We start from the raw sequence: 16,516 nt of genomic DNA, 5'->3' as shown, positions 1-16,516 counted from the left end.
GCAGCCTATGCTCCCGTTCTGTGGTAGGTCAGATCAGAACAGCTCTCGTCGCGGTCGCGCTGCTGCTGCTCGTGGGGTGCGGCGGCCCCGCGGCCGGGCCGTCGGCGGAGCGGTCGCTGATCCTGGCCACCACCACCAGCACGCAGGACTCCGGGCTGCTCGACGCGCTGCTCCCGGCGTTCACCGCCGACACCGGCTGGGGCGTGAAGACGGTGGCGGTGGGCAGCGGGCAGGCCATCGAACTGGGCCGCCGCGGCGAGGCCGACGTGCTGCTCGTGCACTCCCCCGCGGCGGAGGAGGCCCTCGTCGCCGAGGGCGCGACCGGGCAGCGCCGGCTGGTGATGCACAACGACTTCGTGCTCGTCGGGCCCGCGTCCGACCCCGCCGGCGTCCGCGGGGCGGGCGCGGCGGAGGCGATGACGCGGATCGCCGGCGCGGGCACGGTGTTCGTCTCCCGCGGCGACGACTCCGGGACCGACGCCCGGGAGGACCAGCTCTGGGAGTCGGCCGGGATCGCCCCGGGCGGATCCTGGTACCAGGAGACCGGGCAGGGCATGGGCGCCACGCTGCGGATCGCCGACGAGAACGGCGGCTACACCCTCTCGGACCGGGCGACGTGGCTGAGCCAGCCCGGCTCGCTGGTGGTGCTGGGCGAGGGCGACCCGGGACTGCTCAACGTCTACCACGTGATCGAGATGACGACCGGCGCCGGCGACCGGGTGCAGCCCGAGGGCGCCGCCGCCTTCGCCGACTGGATCCTCGACGCCCCGGCCCAGCAGATGATCGGCGACTTCGGCCGCGCGGAGTACGGGCAGCCGCTGTTCGTGCCCGACGCCGGCAAGCCCGACCCCACCGGATGAGCCGGACCGTGGACGCGGCCTGATGGACGTCCTGCTCGACGGCCTGGTCGAGGCGTGGCGGCTGCTGCTCACCGGCGACGCGGACACCTGGGAGATCACCGCGCTGACGCTGCGGGTCTCGCTGACCGCGACCGCCGTCGCGCTGGTCCTCGGCGTGCCCCTGGGCGCGGTTGTCGCGCTGACCGCCTTCCGCGGACGGCGGGTCGTGCTCGCCGCCGCCAACACGGGGCTCGGGCTGCCGCCGGTCGTGGTCGGGTTGTTCGTCACCGTGCTGCTGTGGCGCAGCGGCCCGCTCGGGGCGTTCGGGCTGCTCTACACGCCGACGGCGATGATCGTCGCGCAGGCGGCGATCGCCACGCCCATCGTGGTCGCGCTCGCCGCGACGGCGCTGCAGCAGGTGGATCCCGACTTCCTCGTGCAGATGCAGGGCCTCGGCGCCACCCGTGCCAGGGCGCTGCTCGCGCTGTTCGGCGAAGCGCGGCTCCCGCTGCTCGCCGCGGCGATGGCCGCGTTCGGGGCGGTCGTGAGCGAGGTGGGCGCGGCGCAGATGGTGGGCGGCAACCTGGCCGGGGAGACCAGGGTGCTCACCACGGCGGCGGTGCTCGCCACCAGCCGCGGCGAGTTCGCCCTGGCCATCGCGTTCGGACTGGTCCTGCTGCTCATCGCGTTCGCCGTCAACCTGGCGCTGACCCTCGCCCAGCAGCGGGAGCCCGCCCGACCGTGACCCGCCGACCGTGACCCGCCGACCGTGACCCGCCGACCATGACCCGCCGACCATGACCGTCCGGATCGGGTGCCGCGACCTGCGCGTCGGCGTCCGCGACCGCGACCTGCTGCACGTGGAGCACCTCGACGTCGACGCCGGGGAGACGCTGGCGGTGCTCGGACCCAACGGCGCCGGGAAGTCCACGCTGCTGCGCGCACTGGCCCGGATCGGCCGGCCGCACCGCGCCGGACAGGTCCTGCTCGACGGGCGGCCCGCCGACGCCCGGGCGGTGCGCGCCGCGGTCGCCGCGGTGCTGCAGCGCCCGATCCTGCGCCGGGGAACGGTCGCGGCCAACGCCGCCGCGGGACTGCGGCTGCGCGGCGTCGGCCGGGCCGAGGCCGCACGGCGGTCCGTGCCGTGGCTCGACGCGCTCGGGGTCGGGCACCTGGCCGGACGGGACGCCCGGACCCTGTCCGGGGGTGAGGCCCAGCGGGTGGCGATCGCCCGCGCACTCGCCGTCGGACCACGGGTGCTGCTGCTCGACGAGCCGTTCGCCGGACTGGACGCCACCACCCGCACCGACCTGGTCGCCGACCTGCGCGCGGTCCTCGACGACCTCGACACCGCCACCGTGCTCGTCACCCACGACCGCCACGAGGCCCACGCGCTCGCCGGGCGCACCGCGCTGCTCGTGGCCGGGCGCATCCGCCAGCACGGTCCCACCGCCCGGGTCCTCGACCGGCCCGCCGACGCCGACTGCGCGCAGCTCGTCGGATGCACCAACCTGCTCCCGCCCGCCCTCACCGGACGGTCCGGGCTGCTCGTCGCCCGTCCCGAGCACTGCCGGCCGCTGCGGCTCGACGACGCCCCGCCGCCCGGCGACGTCCGCGTGCCGGGCACCGTCCGCCGGATCGTGCCGCTGGGCGCCGGCGTGCGGATCGACGTCGACCCCGAGTCCGGAGGCCGTCCGCTCGCCTGCCTCGTCCCCGCGGGCGGCGCGGTCGGCCTGCAGCGCGGATCACCCACGGCCGTCACCGTCGCGAACGCCGACCTGCGTGCGGTGCCGCCCGACGCTTGACGCATACCCATATAGGCATATGATGGCGCCATGGCACGGGCAGCGACGACGTCGGACGTCTTCAACGCGATCGCCGAGCCGCAGCGCCGGGAGATCCTGGCGCTCCTGCGCACCGGTGAGCGGCCGGTGACCGAGCTCGCCCGGGAGCTGGGGATGACCCAGCCGGGGGCGTCGAAGCACCTGCGGGTGCTCCGGGAGGTCGGGCTGGTTCGGGACCGCAGGGCGGGCAAGCAGCGCCTCTACGGCCTCGACGCCCGCGGGCTGCGGCCGGTCCACGAGTGGACCGGCGGGTTCGAGCGGTTCTGGAACGCGAGCTTCGACCGGCTCGACGCCTACGTGCGCGACCTGGAGCAGGAGGAGTAGGCCGATGCAGAGGGCAGAACGGGACACCGACCGCGAGATCGTGGTCTCGCGGGTGATCGGTGCGCCGCGGGAGCGGGTGTTCGAGGCGTTCACGGCGGTGCGGCACCTGTCGCGGTGGTGGGGACCGGAGGGGTTCACCACCACCACGCGGGCGTTCGAGTTCCGCGTCGGCGGGGCGTGGGACTTCGTGATGCACGGACCCGACGGCACGGACTACCAGGAGTGGATCGCCTGGACCGAGATCGACCCGCCGGAGCGGATCGCGATGCTGCACGGGGAGTCGCGCGACGACCCGGACGCGTTCGTCACGGTCCTCACGTTCGCCCCCGACGGGGCGGGCACCCGCATCGAGATGCGCACGGTGTTCCCCACCAGGGAGCAGCGCGACGAGGCGGTCGAGAAGTACCACGCGGTCGAGGCCGGCGGGCAGACCCTGGACAACCTCGCCGCCCACGTCACCGGGACCGCCTGATGGCCGGGACGGTGTTCTTCAGCGTCTCCATGTCACTCGACGGGTTCATCGCCCCGGAATCGAGTGACGAACTGATGGGGAAGCAGTGGATGGAGCTGCAGCAGTGGATCTTCCCCACGCGCTTCTTCCGGGAGAACCTCGGGCTCGGCGAGGGCGGCGAGGAGGGGCCCGACGACGACATCGCGCGGCGGACGTTCGCCCGCACCGGCGCGAGCGTGATGGGCAGGCGCATGTTCGACGCCGGCGAGCGGATGTGGCCGGAGGAGGCGCCGTTCCACACGCCGGTCTTCGTCGTGACGCACGAGGAGCGCGAGCCGTGGGAGCGCCCGGGCGGCACCGTCTTCCACTTCGTCCACGACGGCATCGGGTCGGCGCTGGAGCAGGCGCGTGAGGCCGCCGGCGACCGCGACGTCCGCATCGCGGGCGGCGGCGCGACGATCCTGCAGCACGTGAACGCGGGCCTGGTCGACGAGTTCACGGTCGCGGTCTCCCCCGTGCTGTTCGGGAAGGGAGTCCGCCTGTTCGAGGGCGTCGACGCGGGCCGCGTGGCGCTGGAGCCGCTGCGTGCGGACCCGACGGCGCGGACGACCCACCTCACCTACGCGGTCCGGGGGCGCTGACCGTCGGACGGTCGCCGCACCCCCGCGACCCGCACGCGGAAGCCGTCGGTCGGGCCCGGGGTGGGCGCGGCCCGGCGCTGCAGGACGTGACCGGGCGGGTCGAGGTCGAGGTCGAGGCGGTGGAACAGGCGCGCGGCGGTCAGCGTCATCTGGACGTCGGCGATGCCCTTGCCGAGACAGGTGTGCGGGCCCTTGCCGAACGGGGCGTAGGCGCCGGGCACCGCGTGCTCGCGGCGGCCGTCGCCGTAGCGGTCGATGTCGAACGCGAGCGGGTCGGGGAAGAACTCGGGCAGGAAGTGCGGCACGGTGATCGCGCAGTACACGGGCTCACCCTCCCGGATCCGGTGGCCCGCGTACTCGAAGTCGCGGTCGGCGACCCGCGGCTGCGCGACGGCGATCGGGTAGCGGCGCATCGTCTCCTGCACGGCGCCGCTGATCGCGGGGAGGTCGGCGATCGACGCCTCGGTGACCGGGCCGGTCGCGAACAGGGCGTCGGCCTCGGCCCGGACCCGGCGCAGGACCTCCGGGTGCGCCAGCACGGCATGGACGAGGGAGGCGAGGGTGTTCGCCACGGTGTCGAGACCGGCGACGTAGGGCCCGGTCAGGGCGAGCACGAGGTCGTTCTCCGCGACGAGCGACGGATCACGGTCGTGGGCGTCCATGATGTCGTCGACGAGCGTGCGCCGATCCGCCGCTGCCGGCGGCCGGGCCCGGAAGTCGCGGATCATCGCCCGCCCCAGCTCCGCGACGCGCGCCTTCGCCCGCCGGTACTCCGGGCGTCGCAGCAGCACGGTCGGGCGCTGCTTCGTGACCAGGGTGTTGAGGATGTAGAGGATCGTCGTGCGGATGTCGGCGACGTACTCGACCGGCGCCCGCCCGGTGAGCAGCGTCCCGAGCTGGCTGGTCACCAGGTGCTGGAACGCGCTGACCACCGGCACGGCCGTGCCCGGCACCCAGTCGCGCTCGAGGCACCGGTCGGTGATCGCCACGAGCTCGTCGAGCCTGCCGTGCAGCGCCTCCCGCGAGTAGCCGCGGCGCATGACCTCGCGCAGCCTGCGGTGCTCGGGCCCGTCGAGCCCGGTGAGCGTCCGCGTCGCCCCGTACTCGTCGACGAGCCCCTGCCACACCTCGCGGGACCGCAGGCACGACCGGCCCTCCTTCGAACCCATCCACCGCCCGAGCTCCGGGCCGGCCAGCACGGTGAGCGTGCGGTTCAGCGCCCGGACCCGGAAGACGGGCCCGTGCTCGAGGTAGGCGCGGACGAAGAGCTCCCCCGGGTCGCGGGCGAGCTCGGCGAGGCTGCCCAGGACCGGCAGCCCCCGCACCACGGGTATCCGGTCCGGCACTGCGCCCATCGCTCCCCCTCGGCCCCCGCTGCGGCGGCGATGTCGTCGAGGCCTCCCAGCGTGCCGCCTGCTCACCGGTCCCGTCCAGGGCCCGGAATAGACCAGGCCCCGCGAACGCTCCCTCCCCAGTAGTTGAACGTTCTACAACTGGACAGGGAGGGACGTCATGACCGACACCCGGACGCCGCCCGGCGTCAGGTACGCCCACGCCCACGGGCTCTTCGACGCCGCCGAGTACCAGCCGGCGGCCGCGCTGCTGGCCGACCTGGCGGTGGAGGTCCCCGACGACCTCGCCGTCCGCCTGCTGCTGGCCCGCGCCTACTACCACTCCGCGCAGCTGCACCGCGCGGAGTCCGTGACGCGGGCGGTGCTCGACGCCGACCCCGCGAACGCCTACGCCCACCTCCTGCTCGGACGCACCCTGGAGCGCCAGAGCCGGCACGACGAGGCGGGTGGGCCGCTGCGGCTCGCGGCCGCGATGGGGCTGGTCGGCTGATGGGCGCCATCGAGATCGGCATCGACAACTTCGTCGCCGCGGCGATCGACCCCGCCACCGGGGAGGCGGGGTCGGGAGCCGAGCAGATGCAGCGCGTGCTGGCCCAGATCGTCCAGGCCGACCGCTCCGGCGTGCACACGTTCGGCATCGGCGAGCACCACCGCGAGGAGTTCCTCGATTCCGCACCCGTCACGATCCTCGCCGCCGCGGCGGCGCTGACGGAGCGGATCCGGCTGCGCAGCGCGGTCACGGTGCTCAGCGCGGACGACCCCGTCCGCGTGTTCGAGAGCTACGCGACGCTCGACCTCATCTCGCAGGGCCGGGCCGAGCTCGTGGTCGGGCGCGGGTCGTTCACCGAGGCGTTCCCGCTGTTCGGCCTCGACCTCGCCGACTACGACGTCCTGTTCGAGGAGAAGCTCGACCTCCTGCTCCGCGTCCGCGACGACGCGCACCCGCACTGGTCCGGCCGGCACCGCGCCCCGCTGACCGGTCAGGGCGTGTTCCCGCGGCCGCACCAGGAGGTACTGCCGATCTGGCTCGGCGTCGGCGGGACCCCGTCGTCGTTCGTGCGGGCGGGGGCGCTCGGGCTGCCGCTGATGGTCGCGATCATCGGCGGCGCCCCGAGCCGGTTCCGGCCGCTGGTCGACCTCTACCGCGAGGCCGGGCGGCGGGCCGGACACCCGGCGTCGCAGCTGCAGGTGGGCGTCCACTGCATCGGCTTCGTCGGCGACACCGACCAGCAGGCGGCCGACGCCTTCTACCCGGGCTACGCGAAGATGTTCACCGAGATCGGGGCCGAACGCGGCTTCGCCCCGGTGACGCGCACCGGCTACGACGCGCAGCGCGGCGAGGGCGGCCCGTTCCTCATCGGCAGCGCGGAGACCGTCGCCGCGGGGATCCGCCGGGTCTCCGACGACCTGGGCGGCGTCTCCCGCGTCACGCTGCAGATGACCAACGGCCTGGTGCCGCACGAGGCGATCATGCGCAGCATCGATCTCCTGGGCACCAAGGTCGTCCCGCTCGTGAACGCCGACGAAGGAGAGAACGCATGACCGCGATCGCCGACATCGTGCTGGCCGACCTGCTGGAGGTGTTCGGGGAACGTGACGCCGGGCGCCGCCGGGCCGCCGTCGCCCGCCTGTGCGCCGACGACGTCGAGTTCGCCGACGCCGAGGGGACGCTCACCGGCCACGACGCCCTCGTCGCCAAGGCCCAGCAGATCCTCGACGGGGCGCCGGGCTTCGTGTTCACCCCCGCCGGCGACGTCCGCGTCGTCCAGGACCTCGGGTACCTCGCCTGGGGCTTCGGTCCCGAGGGCGCGCCGCCCGTCGTCACGGGGGCCGACATCGTCCTCGTGCGCGACGGCCTGATCACGAGCATCCACACCCTGCTCGACGGCGGCGCCTGACCGCCCGGTGCGCCCTCCGCGGCGGAGGGCGCACCGGCGTCCCTCGATCGTTCCCGGGACCCCACCCGGACGATCTCGGCACACTCCCGCCATGACACCTCCCGCCACCGACCGGTGCACCGTCCCGTCCGCCGTGGCCGGCCACGGCCGGCCGGTCGGCGGGACCGGTGAGCACCGCCTCCTCCGCCCCCGTCGGCGCCCGGCGACCGGCGACGGTCCGACAGCCGCCCGCGCGGTACTGGACGCCGTGCGGCGGTCGGGGACCGCCGCGCTGGAACCCGGGTTCCTCGCCCGGCTGGCCGCCGTCCGCGACCGCGGCGTCGACGACCCGTGCCTGGCCGCCTTCCTCGACAGCGTCCTGGGCCGCCACGACGACCGCTTCCGCAACCGCACCTACCTCGCCCTGCCGCTGGTCGAGGAGCTGATGGCGGCCACCGGCACGGACGCGGACGAGATGGCGGCCCTGCTGATGGCCGACGTCGTGCGGTTCGAGCTCGCCGCGGCCCGGCTGCCGGCCGGGGCCGGCGCACCCGACCGGCCCGACGCCCGCACCCTGGACACGAGGCTGCGCCACGCGCGGCGGTTCGTCGACCTCTGCCGGGGGGCGGGCGGACCCGGAGCCGACCTGCCCGAGGCGCGCGGGCTCGTCGCGGAGTGGCTCCCGGCGACCGCGCTCCCGGTGACGGCGCTGCACGACGAGTACTTCTTCGTGCGGGTGCTGCAGTGCCACGAACTCGTGTTCACCGCGCTTCTCGCCGACGTCCGCCGCGCCACCGGCTCCCTGCAGGGCGGCGACCCGGCCGCGGCCGCCGCGCACCTGCGCCACGCCGACGCGGTGTTCGGCCGCGCGGCGCTGCTGTTCCGCGTCGTCGCCACGATGCGCCCGTCGACGTTCCACGCGTTCCGGGTGTCCACCGAGGGCGCGAGCGCCATCCAGTCCGACCAGTACAAGCGCTTCGAGGCGGCCTGCCGGCGGCCCGACGCCGCGCGCCTGGCATCGGACGCCTTCACGAACGTGCCGGTGGTGCGGGCCGAGGTGCTGCGCGGCCAGGACGACCTCACCGCCGCCGCGACCGCCGCCCGCACCGCGGATCCGGACGGGCCGGGCTGGGCGCGGTTCGACGCCGCGCTGGGCGCGCTCGAGGAGAGCCACCAGCGCTGGAAGACCACCCACGTCGGGCTCGCGACACGCCTGCTCGGTGACGCCCACGGGTCCGGGTACACCTCGGGCGTGCCCTACCTGCGCGGATGCCTCCGCAACCGGCTCTTCACCCCGGCGTCCTGACCCGGTGGCGCCGGGCGGCGGTGGGCGGGCGGCACCCGCTCCGACCCCCGCGGCTACCGTCGCGGCATGACTGCACGCAGCGGCCGTGTCGGCCGGTACGTCCGGATGGAGGCCCGGCCCGGGCAGGGCGAGGCGCTCGCGACGACCCTGCTCCGCGTGGCCGACGGCCTGCGCGGGACGACCGGCTGCGAGCTCTACCTGATCAACGCCTCGGCCGACGAGCCCGACGTCGTGTGGGTCACCGAGGTGTGGGCCGACGAGGAGGCCTCGGACCGCGCGCTGTCCGGGGAGCTCGGCGAGGTCGGCATCGGCGACGTCCTGGAGCTGCTGGCCGGGCCGCCGGAGCTGGTGGACCTCACCCCGCTCGGCGGCGCCGGCCTGTCAGGCTGACGTCTCCTGGTCCTTCTTCCTCGACGCCTTGAGCGAGCCCGGGTGGGCCTTGGCCGTCGGGTCGCCCTTCGTCTTGACCAGGCTCGCCACCGTGACGACGACCAGCACCACGAGGATCACGGTGAGGCTCACCGGCGTCGAGATCTCGGGGACGGCCGGGTTGATGTCGACGTGGGCCCAGTGCAGGATCAGCTTCACGCCGATGAACGCGAGGATGAGCGCGAGGCCCGTCGACAGGTACACCAGCCGGTCGAGCAGGCCCTTCACCAGGAAGAACAGCGCCCGCAGGCCGAGCAGCGCGAACGCGTTGGCCACGAAGACGATGTAGGGCTCCTCGGTCACGCCGAAGACGGCGGGGATCGAGTCGAGCGCGAACAGCAGGTCGATGCTGCCGATCGCGATGAGCACGATGAACAGCGGCGTGACCATCCGCCGGCCGTCGACGCGCGTGACGAGCCTGCCCCCGACGTACTCCTCGGTGACGGGCAGCAGCCGCCGCGCGGCCTTGACGACGCCGTTGTCCTCGATGTCGGGGTCCTCGTCGCGGTGCCGGAACAGCTGCACCGCCGTGAAGATCAGCAGCAGCCCGAACAGCAGGAACATGAACGAGAACAGCGACAGCAGCGTCGCCCCGAGCGCGATGAAGATCGCGCGCATGATCAGCGCGAGCACGATGCCGAAGGTCAGCACCTTGTGCTGGTGCTCCTCGGGCACCGCGAACGTCGTCATGATGATGACGAAGACGAAGAGGTTGTCGACCGACAGGCTCTTCTCGACGATGTAGCCCGCGAAGTACTGCGTGCCGAAGTCGCCGCCGTAGGCGGACAGGAACCAGATCCCGAACCCCACCGCGACGAGGATGTAGAACACCGACCAGGCGGTGGCCTCCGCGAAGCCCACCTTGTGCGGCCGGACGGCGGCCAGGACCAGGTCGAGAGCGAGCAGCCCGACGATCAGCCCGATCGTCACGCCCCACGTCAGCCCGGAGATCTCCAGCACGACATCCTCCTTGACGAACCCTTTACCTACGGAGGAATCTACCGGGCCCCGGCGAACACGCCATCCGGGAAGCAGCCGGCGGCGAGCAGGGCCCGGACCAGCACCCCGCCCAGGTCACCGAGCCGTGCGGCGCCCTCGTCGCCCAGGTGCAGCCACGGGCCGGCGCCGAGACGGGTGGTGTCGTCCTCGACGTCCTTGCGCAGCGCCGCGCCGGCGTCGGTGAGCGCGCCGTCGGCGCCCAGCACGCCGCGCTCGACGAGGCCGGCCACCGCGGCGTCCCACTGCTCGGTGGACCACCCGCGGCTCCTCCGGGCGAACTCCGGCACGAACCCGCGGCCGGACGCGGTGTGGCAGATCAGCGCCTCCAGGCCGGACAGCCCGGCGCCGAGCAGCATCGCGACGTGCCCGTCGCCGCGGTGCTCGCGCAGGACGCTCATCCCGTGCCAGAGCACGAGGTGCGGCTCGTCCGGCCAGGCGACGTCGAGGTGCCCGGCGGCGAGCGGGCGGCCCTCGACGGAGCACGCCTGCGCCGCGCGCCGCGCCAGGCCGGCGGCCTCGGCCACCTCCGGCGACGCGACGACGGTGTCGCCGAGCATCCGCCGCAGCGCCGCGTCGACGGCGGCGAACCGGGCCTGCACCAGGGCCTCCGGGCTCGCGAGCGCCCACGCGGCGGGGATGCTGCGCGCGACCAGCGTCGGGCTGAAGTTGAAGAAGGTGGCGGTGACGACGCCCGCGCCGACCGCTCCCATCGGGGCCGCGCGCCCGGCGAAGTAGCTCATCCGCCCGGGCTCCAGGCCCGCGGCCGTCAGCGACTCCTCCGTCTCGGGCGCGAAGTAGGTCATCGAGTGCAGGGCCTCGAGGGAGCGGGCGAGGCGGCCGGTGTCGCGGATGTCCACGAGCGGACGGTACCCGCAAGATCGTCATGAGTGATCGGCGTCCGGACCGGGTAGTCGGGCTGGACCGTTCCGACTCCCCAGGAGGTACCAGATGGCACTCAGCGACGACGACATCACGACCAGCGGAGACTCCGGCACGGAGGGCCCCGCCGACAGCGGCGCGGGCGGCGGCACGCCCGGCGTCTCCGACGGCGGCGCGGACGGCGGTGCCGACTCGGGCGCCGAGGGCCCGGCCGATTCCGGCGCGGGCCAGGGCACGCCCGGCCAGTCCGACGGCGGCGCGGACGGCGGCGCCGACAGCGGTGCCGAGGGCCCGGCCGACAGCGGAGCGGGCCAGGGCACGCCCGGCCAGTCCGACGGCGGCGCGGACGGCGGCGCCGACTCCGGTGCCGAGGGCCCGGCCGACTCCGGCGCGGGCGGCGGCACCCCCGGCGTCTCCGACGGCGGCGCCGACGGTGGTGCCGACAGCGGTGCGTGAGCCTGCCCTCGAGGCCGGGCGGTCCACCTCGGACCGCCCGGCCTCGGCCGTGCGCCGGGCCACCGGCATGGACCTCGGCGCCTTCGCCGACGCCCACTGGGGCCGCGGGCCGCTCCTGGTCCGGGGCGCGGACGCCGAGTCCTTCCGCGACCTGCTCGACCTCGACGGCGTCGACGAGCTGCTCTCCTCCCGCGGCCTGCGCACGCCGTTCCTGCGCCTGGCGCGCAACGGCGCGGTCGTCGGCTCGTCCTCGTTCACCGGGCCGGCCGGCGTCGGCGCGGAGATCGCCGACCAGGTGCACGACGACCGCGTCGCCGCCCTGTTCGCCGACGGCACGACCGTCGTCCTCCAGGCGCTGCACCGCCTGTGGCCCCCCGTCATCGACTTCGCGACGCGCCTCGGCGCCGAGCTCGGCCACCCCGTCCAGGCCAACGCCTACGTCACGCCGGCGTCCTCGCGCGGCTTCTCCGCGCACTACGACGTGCACGACGTGTTCGTGCTCCAGCTCGCCGGGACCAAGCACTGGACGGTGCACGCCCCCGTGCACGCCGACCCGCTGCGCGACCAGCCGTGGAACGACCACGCTGGCGCCGTCGCCGCGCGCGCCCGCGACGACGAGCCGGTCATCGACACCGTCCTCGAGCCCGGCGACGCGCTGTACCTGCCGCGCGGGTGGCTGCACGCGGCCACGGCGCAGGGCGAGGTGTCGGCGCACCTGACCGTCGGCGTGCACGTCCTCACGCGGTACGTGCTGGTCGAGGCGCTCACCGCGCTCGTGGCCGGCGACCCGGCGCTGCGCGCGTCCCTGCCGCCCGGGCTCGACGTGGCCGACCCGGACGCGCTCGCCCCGCACGTCGACGCCGTGCGCGACGCGCTGGCGGCCGCGCTGGGCCGGGTGCCCGCGGCCGACGTCGCCCGGCGGGTGCGCTCGCGCGCCTGGACCGGCAACCGCCCCGAGCCCGTGCGGCCCGTCGCCGGTGCCGCGTTCGCCGACGGCCTCGCGCCCGGTGACGCCGTCCGCCTGCGGACCGGGCTCGGGCACCGCATCGTCGAGCGCGGTGACCGGGTCGTGCTGGAGCTCGCCGACCGGGAGGTCGCCCTGCCGGGCGGCACCGCCGCGGCGGTGCGCGCGGTGCTCGACGGGACCACCCGTTCTGTGGGTAGCCTGCCGGACATGGACGACGCCGACCAGGTCGTGCTCGTGCGCCGGCTGCTGCGGGAGGGCGTGCTGGTGCCGGCCGCTCCGGCATGACCCCCCGCACGACGGCATGACCGCCGCTCCCCGCTGCTCCGACCTGGCCGTCGACGACACCCGCGCGGGCACCGCTCCGCCCGGCGACCACTGGTTCCTCGTCGAGCACCCCGGGCCGTGGGGCCGGGTCGCGTTCGCGCAGTCCGGCTTCGGGCCGGCCGCGGTCTCGGCGATGGACGGGTGGGCGCGCGAGGTCGGCGGACGGGTGCTGCTGGTCCGGCGTCCGGGACGCCGGTCCGGTGGCCCCCGCTGCTGGTTCCGGGTGGACTCCCGGCCCGGTCGCGAGGAGGTCCGGACGGGCACGTGGACCGACGAGGACGGCCTGGTCGACGCCCTGCGCGCCCCCGGCACCGTCCACACCGGACCGCTGTTCCTCACCTGCGCGCACGGGCGCCACGACACCTGCTGCGCAGTCCGCGGACGTCCGCTCGCCGCCGCGCTGGCCGCCGCCCGGCCCGCCGAGGCGTGGGAGTGCTCGCACGTCGGCGGCTGCCGCTTCGCCCCCTCGCTGGTGACGCTGCCGCACGGGTTCGCGTTCGGCGGGATGTCGCCTCAGGAGGGGGTGGCGATCGCCGCCGCCTACGCCGACGGCCTCGTGGACGCGGAGTTCCTGCGCGGCCGCTCGGTCCACCCGCCCGCGGTGCAGGCGGCGCAGCACCACGCCCGCCTGGCCACGGGGGTGCGGGAGGTCGACGCGCTGGCGCTGCGGTCGGTCACCGCACTGTCCTCGGGGACGTGGCGGGTGGTGCTCGGTGATCCCGATGTCGTGGTGGAGGTGCGGGAGAGGCGGGTGGAGGCGGGCCGCCCGCTCACCTGCGCCGCCACTGCTCCGGGGTGGATGCGGGAGTTCGACCTGGTGTCGCTGATCCCGACCCCGTGATCGTCGGTACCGCGACCTGGCGGCCCTCCCGACGACCGTGACGTCACGGTCTCGGTGATCACGGAACCGCCGCGGTGGTGGATCCGTCAGTAGCGCCATGCCGATCCCCCTGCTGTCCCCGTTCCGCGGGTCGCGCGCCATCGCCGCGGGCCTCGTCACACCGCGGATCCTGCGCGGCCCCCGCTACCGGCGCCTCTTCCCGGACGTCTACGTCGGATCGCGGGTGCTGCTCACGCTGTCGGTGCTGGCGCGGGCCGCGTTCGTGCTCGTCGACGGGCGCGGCGTCGTCGCCGGCTACGCGGCGGCGGAACTGCTCGGGGCGTCCTGCGCCCGCCCAAGTGCGCCGGCGGAGGTGCTGATGCTCGACGGGCGGCCGCGACGACCGGTGCCCGGGCTCGTCGTCCACCGCGACGTGCTCGCTCCCGGCGAGACCGTCCGGCGCGGCGGCGTCCTGATGACCGACGCCGTCCGCACGGCCTTCGACCTGATCCGCTGGGCGCCCGACCTCGTCGAGAAGGTCACCGCGTTCGACGCGCCGGCGTTCCACTGCGGCGTGACGATTGAGGGCGTGCGGGCGCTGGCCGGGCGCCACCTCGGGGCGCACCACACGCGCGGGCTCGACCGGGTGCTCGATCTGGTGGACGGGCGGGCGGAGTCGCCGATGGAGTCGCGGATCCGGGTGGCGCTGGTGCTCGGCGGGCTGCCGGCACCGGTGGTGCAGCACGCGGTGGAGGTCGACGGCCGCCGCTACCGGCTCGACCTCGCCTACCCGGACCTGCTGCTCGCCATCGAGTACGACGGGCGCGAGCACCGCGGGCAGCGGCGCGCCCACGCCGACCTGCGCCGCGAGGCCGACCTGGCCCGCCAGGGCTGGCGGATCCTGCGCTTCGACGCCCTCACGGTCCTGCAGCACCCGGGGTTCGTGGTGGCGGAGGTGCGGGTCGAGCTCGCCCGCCGGGCCGCCCGCACCGTCTCGCCTTGATCGCCGAGACCGCGCCACCACGGCCCCCGCAAGGACCGCGACGTCACCTTCCCGGCGATCACCACGCCGGATCCCCCAGGACCGCACCACCACGGCCGTGCGGCTGCGGACGGAGGGTTCAGGCCAGCTCCGCCCGCACCGCCGCCACCGCCGCGGCGTCCATCAGGTCGTGCTCCGCGGCGTGCTCGGCGATCTGGACGCTGTCGTCCACCGCCCGCATCGGCACCCCCAGAGCGGTGATCTCGGCGGCCAGCGCATCGATCTCGTCGTTGCGCCCCAGGTCGAGACCGGTGACGCGGCGGATGTAGATCGCGGCCACGCGGGAGGGGTGATCGCGGGCGATGTCGGCGTAGATCTCCGGGTCCTCTTGGCCGCTGTCGCCGATCAGCACCAGCCGGAGCTGGGGGTGCTCGTCGAGCAGGCGCCGGACCAGGGCGGGCTTGTGGGCCTGGGCGCCGATCCGGAACAGGCCCGTGTGCGAGGGGCCCCAGTCGGTGAGCAGCAGCGGGCCGAGCGGGAAGCCCCGCATCGACACGAACTGCAGCAGCATCTCGTGCAGGTTCCACGGGCTCGTCGACACGTAGAACACGGGCCGCTCGGGCTTGCCCGGCTTCGTCACCAGCGCGCGGTACAGGACGGCGGCGCCGGGGAGCGGAGTGCGCTCCTCGACGTCGGTGAGCAGGGTGGCCTTGAGGAAGTCGAGGCCGCGGGTGAGGCCGGTGTGCAGGATGGTGTCGTCGACGTCGCTGATGACGCCCACGTCGACGGCCGGGTCGACCAGCAGCACGCGCGCGGTGGCGTGCGCACCGCCCGGTCCGCTCAGCTCGAGCTCCAGCCAACCGGGCTCCACGCCGGAGAGCTGCAGCTCGTGGTCGATGTAGCCGTCGCGGTTGGTCTGCACGACCACGTCGCCGCCGGGCGCGTGGATCGTCACCGACGCCCGCGGCACCTCGACGGTGAGGAACCGCGCGAGGCTGACCCGCAGGGTCGCGCGGCGCGACCGCGGCGAGGACGGGGTGTCGCCGATGCGCACCGCGGGCGCCGACGGCTCGACGGCCGCGCGCCGCCCCAGCACCAGCCGCGCGCCGACCCGCGCGCGCTCCGTGGTGCCGTGCCCGATGAACGGGATGATCAGCGGGTACCGATGACCCCCGAGGCGGGCGCCGGCGGCGATCCCGGTCTCGACGACGTCCTCCAACCGGAGGAGGGCGTACGTGAGCTGTCTGCGCCAACTGCGTGCCGTCACGGGAGTAGGGCTACCGCACCGGGGACCGCGGCGCTACACCGGGGCACCGTGAACACCTCCGCGCACCCGCCGGGTCCGGGTCCCGCCTCGGCCGCCGCCAGCTCGCGCAGCACCGGTCCCACCTGCTCCGGACCGCCGAACTGGAACCCCAGCTGGGTCGTGTAGCAGCGCGCCGCGGCGATCTTGGCGTCCAGGTGCCGGGCGACGTCGACGGCGCGCGGTTCCCCCGGCGGCGACCACGGCCGCGCGTCCGGGCGCCGCAGCACGTACGGCGCGTCGCGCCACCACGCGGCGCCGGGCGCGAGCCGCGCCACCACGTCGACGACGACCCGGTGGTCGGCGTGGTCGCCGATCCCCTGCGGCGCGAGCACCAGATCGGCGGCGTCGAGGTGCGGGGCGAGGGCGGCGGCGAGCGGGCCGCGCACCCCGTCGTCGTCGTGGACTCCCGCGAACAGGTCCGGGGCGCTGGTGTAGCCCCGGTGCGGCGCCTCGGGCAGCGGCAGGTGCACCGGGGCCGCGCCGAGCACCGCGCAGGCGGCGGCGTCCTCGTCCCGGCGCAGGGCGAGGTAGTCGACCGACGCGTCGAGCCCCTTGTCCAGCTGCGTCGACAGTGCGAACGGCGGCGGGTCCGGCACGCTCGCGGTGAAGCAGGTGACGACCACGACCTCCCACCCCGCGGCGGCGAGCGCGGCGAGGGTCGCGCCCGCGGAGAACACGGCGTCGTCGAGGTGGGGCGACACCGCGACGGCCCTCACAGCC

20 protein-coding genes are annotated in these 16,516 nt (G+C 75.2%); 15 read left to right on the top strand and 5 right to left on the bottom strand.

What is annotated here, in order from left to right:
- The first annotated feature begins 20 nt into the window (after positions 1 to 20).
- The 6 genes from I4I82_RS21700 to I4I82_RS21675 are packed head-to-tail and all read left to right on the top strand — an operon-like array spanning position 21 to position 4,099.
- Positions 21 to 860, top strand: coding sequence for an ABC transporter substrate-binding protein (locus I4I82_RS21700; protein ID WP_218589835.1), 840 nt, complete (start codon positions 21 to 23; stop codon positions 858 to 860).
- A gap of 22 nt (positions 861 to 882) precedes the next feature.
- Positions 883 to 1,584, top strand: coding sequence for an ABC transporter permease (locus I4I82_RS21695; RefSeq protein WP_218589834.1), 702 nt, complete (start codon positions 883 to 885; stop codon positions 1,582 to 1,584).
- Between the two features lie 52 nt (positions 1,585 to 1,636).
- Positions 1,637 to 2,644 carry an ABC transporter ATP-binding protein gene (locus I4I82_RS21690; protein WP_218589833.1) on the top strand — a complete coding sequence of 336 codons (1,008 nt, stop codon included), beginning with the start codon at positions 1,637 to 1,639 and terminating at the stop codon, positions 2,642 to 2,644.
- 30 nt (positions 2,645 to 2,674) lie between these two features.
- A complete protein-coding gene (locus I4I82_RS21685) occupies positions 2,675 to 3,007 on the top strand; it encodes an ArsR/SmtB family transcription factor (RefSeq protein ID WP_218589832.1) in 333 nt (110 codons plus the stop codon).
- Between the two features lie 4 nt (positions 3,008 to 3,011).
- Complete coding sequence (locus I4I82_RS21680) at positions 3,012 to 3,479, top strand: SRPBCC family protein (RefSeq protein ID WP_218589831.1); 468 nt, start codon at positions 3,012 to 3,014, stop codon at positions 3,477 to 3,479.
- Complete coding sequence (locus I4I82_RS21675; RefSeq protein WP_218589830.1) at positions 3,479 to 4,099, top strand: dihydrofolate reductase family protein; 621 nt, start codon at positions 3,479 to 3,481, stop codon at positions 4,097 to 4,099. The genes I4I82_RS21680 and I4I82_RS21675 overlap by 1 nt, the downstream gene beginning before the upstream one ends.
- On the opposite strand, the gene I4I82_RS21670 is transcribed toward I4I82_RS21675, so the two are convergent.
- Positions 4,078 to 5,454: a cytochrome P450 gene (locus I4I82_RS21670; protein ID WP_218589829.1), complete on the bottom strand. Its 1,377-nt coding sequence runs from the start codon at positions 5,452 to 5,454 to the stop codon at positions 4,078 to 4,080. The two genes, I4I82_RS21675 and I4I82_RS21670, sit on opposite strands and share 22 nt — an antisense overlap.
- Before the next feature lie 157 nt (positions 5,455 to 5,611).
- Between I4I82_RS21670 and I4I82_RS21665 the strand changes: the two genes are divergently transcribed.
- From I4I82_RS21665 to I4I82_RS21645, 5 genes are all read left to right on the top strand, one after another.
- Entirely contained in the window at positions 5,612 to 5,941 is a 330-nt protein-coding gene (locus I4I82_RS21665) for a tetratricopeptide repeat protein (protein WP_218589828.1), read from the top strand.
- Entirely contained in the window at positions 5,941 to 6,993 is a 1,053-nt protein-coding gene (locus I4I82_RS21660; protein ID WP_218589827.1) for an Atu2307/SP_0267 family LLM class monooxygenase, read from the top strand. Before I4I82_RS21665 ends, I4I82_RS21660 begins: the two co-directional genes overlap by 1 nt.
- On the top strand, positions 6,990 to 7,349 hold the full coding sequence (locus I4I82_RS21655) for a nuclear transport factor 2 family protein (RefSeq protein WP_218589826.1): 360 nt from the start codon (positions 6,990 to 6,992) through the stop codon (positions 7,347 to 7,349). Before I4I82_RS21660 ends, I4I82_RS21655 begins: the two co-directional genes overlap by 4 nt.
- A gap of 91 nt (positions 7,350 to 7,440) precedes the next feature.
- On the top strand, positions 7,441 to 8,634 hold the full coding sequence (locus tag I4I82_RS21650; protein WP_218589825.1) for a tryptophan 2,3-dioxygenase: 1,194 nt from the start codon (positions 7,441 to 7,443) through the stop codon (positions 8,632 to 8,634).
- Positions 8,635 to 8,700: 66 nt separating this feature from the next.
- Positions 8,701 to 9,024 carry a putative quinol monooxygenase gene (locus tag I4I82_RS21645; protein WP_218589824.1) on the top strand — a complete coding sequence of 108 codons (324 nt, stop codon included), beginning with the start codon at positions 8,701 to 8,703 and terminating at the stop codon, positions 9,022 to 9,024.
- Here I4I82_RS21645 and I4I82_RS21640 read toward each other — a convergent pair.
- A complete protein-coding gene (locus tag I4I82_RS21640) occupies positions 9,016 to 10,023 on the bottom strand; it encodes a TerC/Alx family metal homeostasis membrane protein (protein WP_218589823.1) in 1,008 nt (335 codons plus the stop codon). The two genes, I4I82_RS21645 and I4I82_RS21640, sit on opposite strands and share 9 nt — an antisense overlap.
- Before the next feature lie 38 nt (positions 10,024 to 10,061).
- Positions 10,062 to 10,919 carry an SCO6745 family protein gene (locus tag I4I82_RS21635; RefSeq protein ID WP_372451369.1) on the bottom strand — a complete coding sequence of 286 codons (858 nt, stop codon included), beginning with the start codon at positions 10,917 to 10,919 and terminating at the stop codon, positions 10,062 to 10,064.
- A gap of 91 nt (positions 10,920 to 11,010) precedes the next feature.
- On the opposite strand from I4I82_RS21635, the gene I4I82_RS21630 reads away from it, so the two are divergent.
- From I4I82_RS21630 to I4I82_RS21615, 4 genes are all read left to right on the top strand, one after another.
- Positions 11,011 to 11,397 (top strand): BatC protein, encoded by a 387-nt coding sequence (locus I4I82_RS21630; RefSeq protein ID WP_218589822.1) that lies wholly within the window; start codon positions 11,011 to 11,013, stop codon positions 11,395 to 11,397.
- Complete coding sequence (locus I4I82_RS21625) at positions 11,390 to 12,649, top strand: cupin domain-containing protein (protein ID WP_226370184.1); 1,260 nt, start codon at positions 11,390 to 11,392, stop codon at positions 12,647 to 12,649. Before I4I82_RS21630 ends, I4I82_RS21625 begins: the two co-directional genes overlap by 8 nt.
- Positions 12,650 to 12,665: 16 nt before the next feature.
- Complete coding sequence (locus tag I4I82_RS21620) at positions 12,666 to 13,529, top strand: sucrase ferredoxin (protein ID WP_218589821.1); 864 nt, start codon at positions 12,666 to 12,668, stop codon at positions 13,527 to 13,529.
- Positions 13,530 to 13,626: 97 nt separating this feature from the next.
- A complete protein-coding gene (locus I4I82_RS21615; RefSeq protein ID WP_218589820.1) occupies positions 13,627 to 14,511 on the top strand; it encodes an endonuclease domain-containing protein in 885 nt (294 codons plus the stop codon).
- 118 nt (positions 14,512 to 14,629) lie between these two features.
- Here I4I82_RS21615 and I4I82_RS21610 read toward each other — a convergent pair whose 3' ends face one another.
- Entirely contained in the window at positions 14,630 to 15,757 is a 1,128-nt protein-coding gene (locus I4I82_RS21610) for an App1 family protein phosphatidate phosphatase (protein ID WP_218589819.1), read from the bottom strand.
- Positions 15,754 to 16,512 carry a PIG-L deacetylase family protein gene (locus tag I4I82_RS21605; RefSeq protein ID WP_218589818.1) on the bottom strand — a complete coding sequence of 253 codons (759 nt, stop codon included), beginning with the start codon at positions 16,510 to 16,512 and terminating at the stop codon, positions 15,754 to 15,756. The genes I4I82_RS21610 and I4I82_RS21605 overlap by 4 nt, the downstream gene beginning before the upstream one ends.
- Positions 16,513 to 16,516 lie beyond the last annotated feature (4 nt).

This window comes from Pseudonocardia oceani, from assembly GCF_019263585.2.
Taxonomy (GTDB): Bacteria; Actinomycetota; Actinomycetes; order Mycobacteriales; family Pseudonocardiaceae; genus Pseudonocardia; species Pseudonocardia oceani.
Note: the sequence above shows the minus strand (reverse complement) of the source record. Positions and strands in the feature narration are given on the sequence as shown.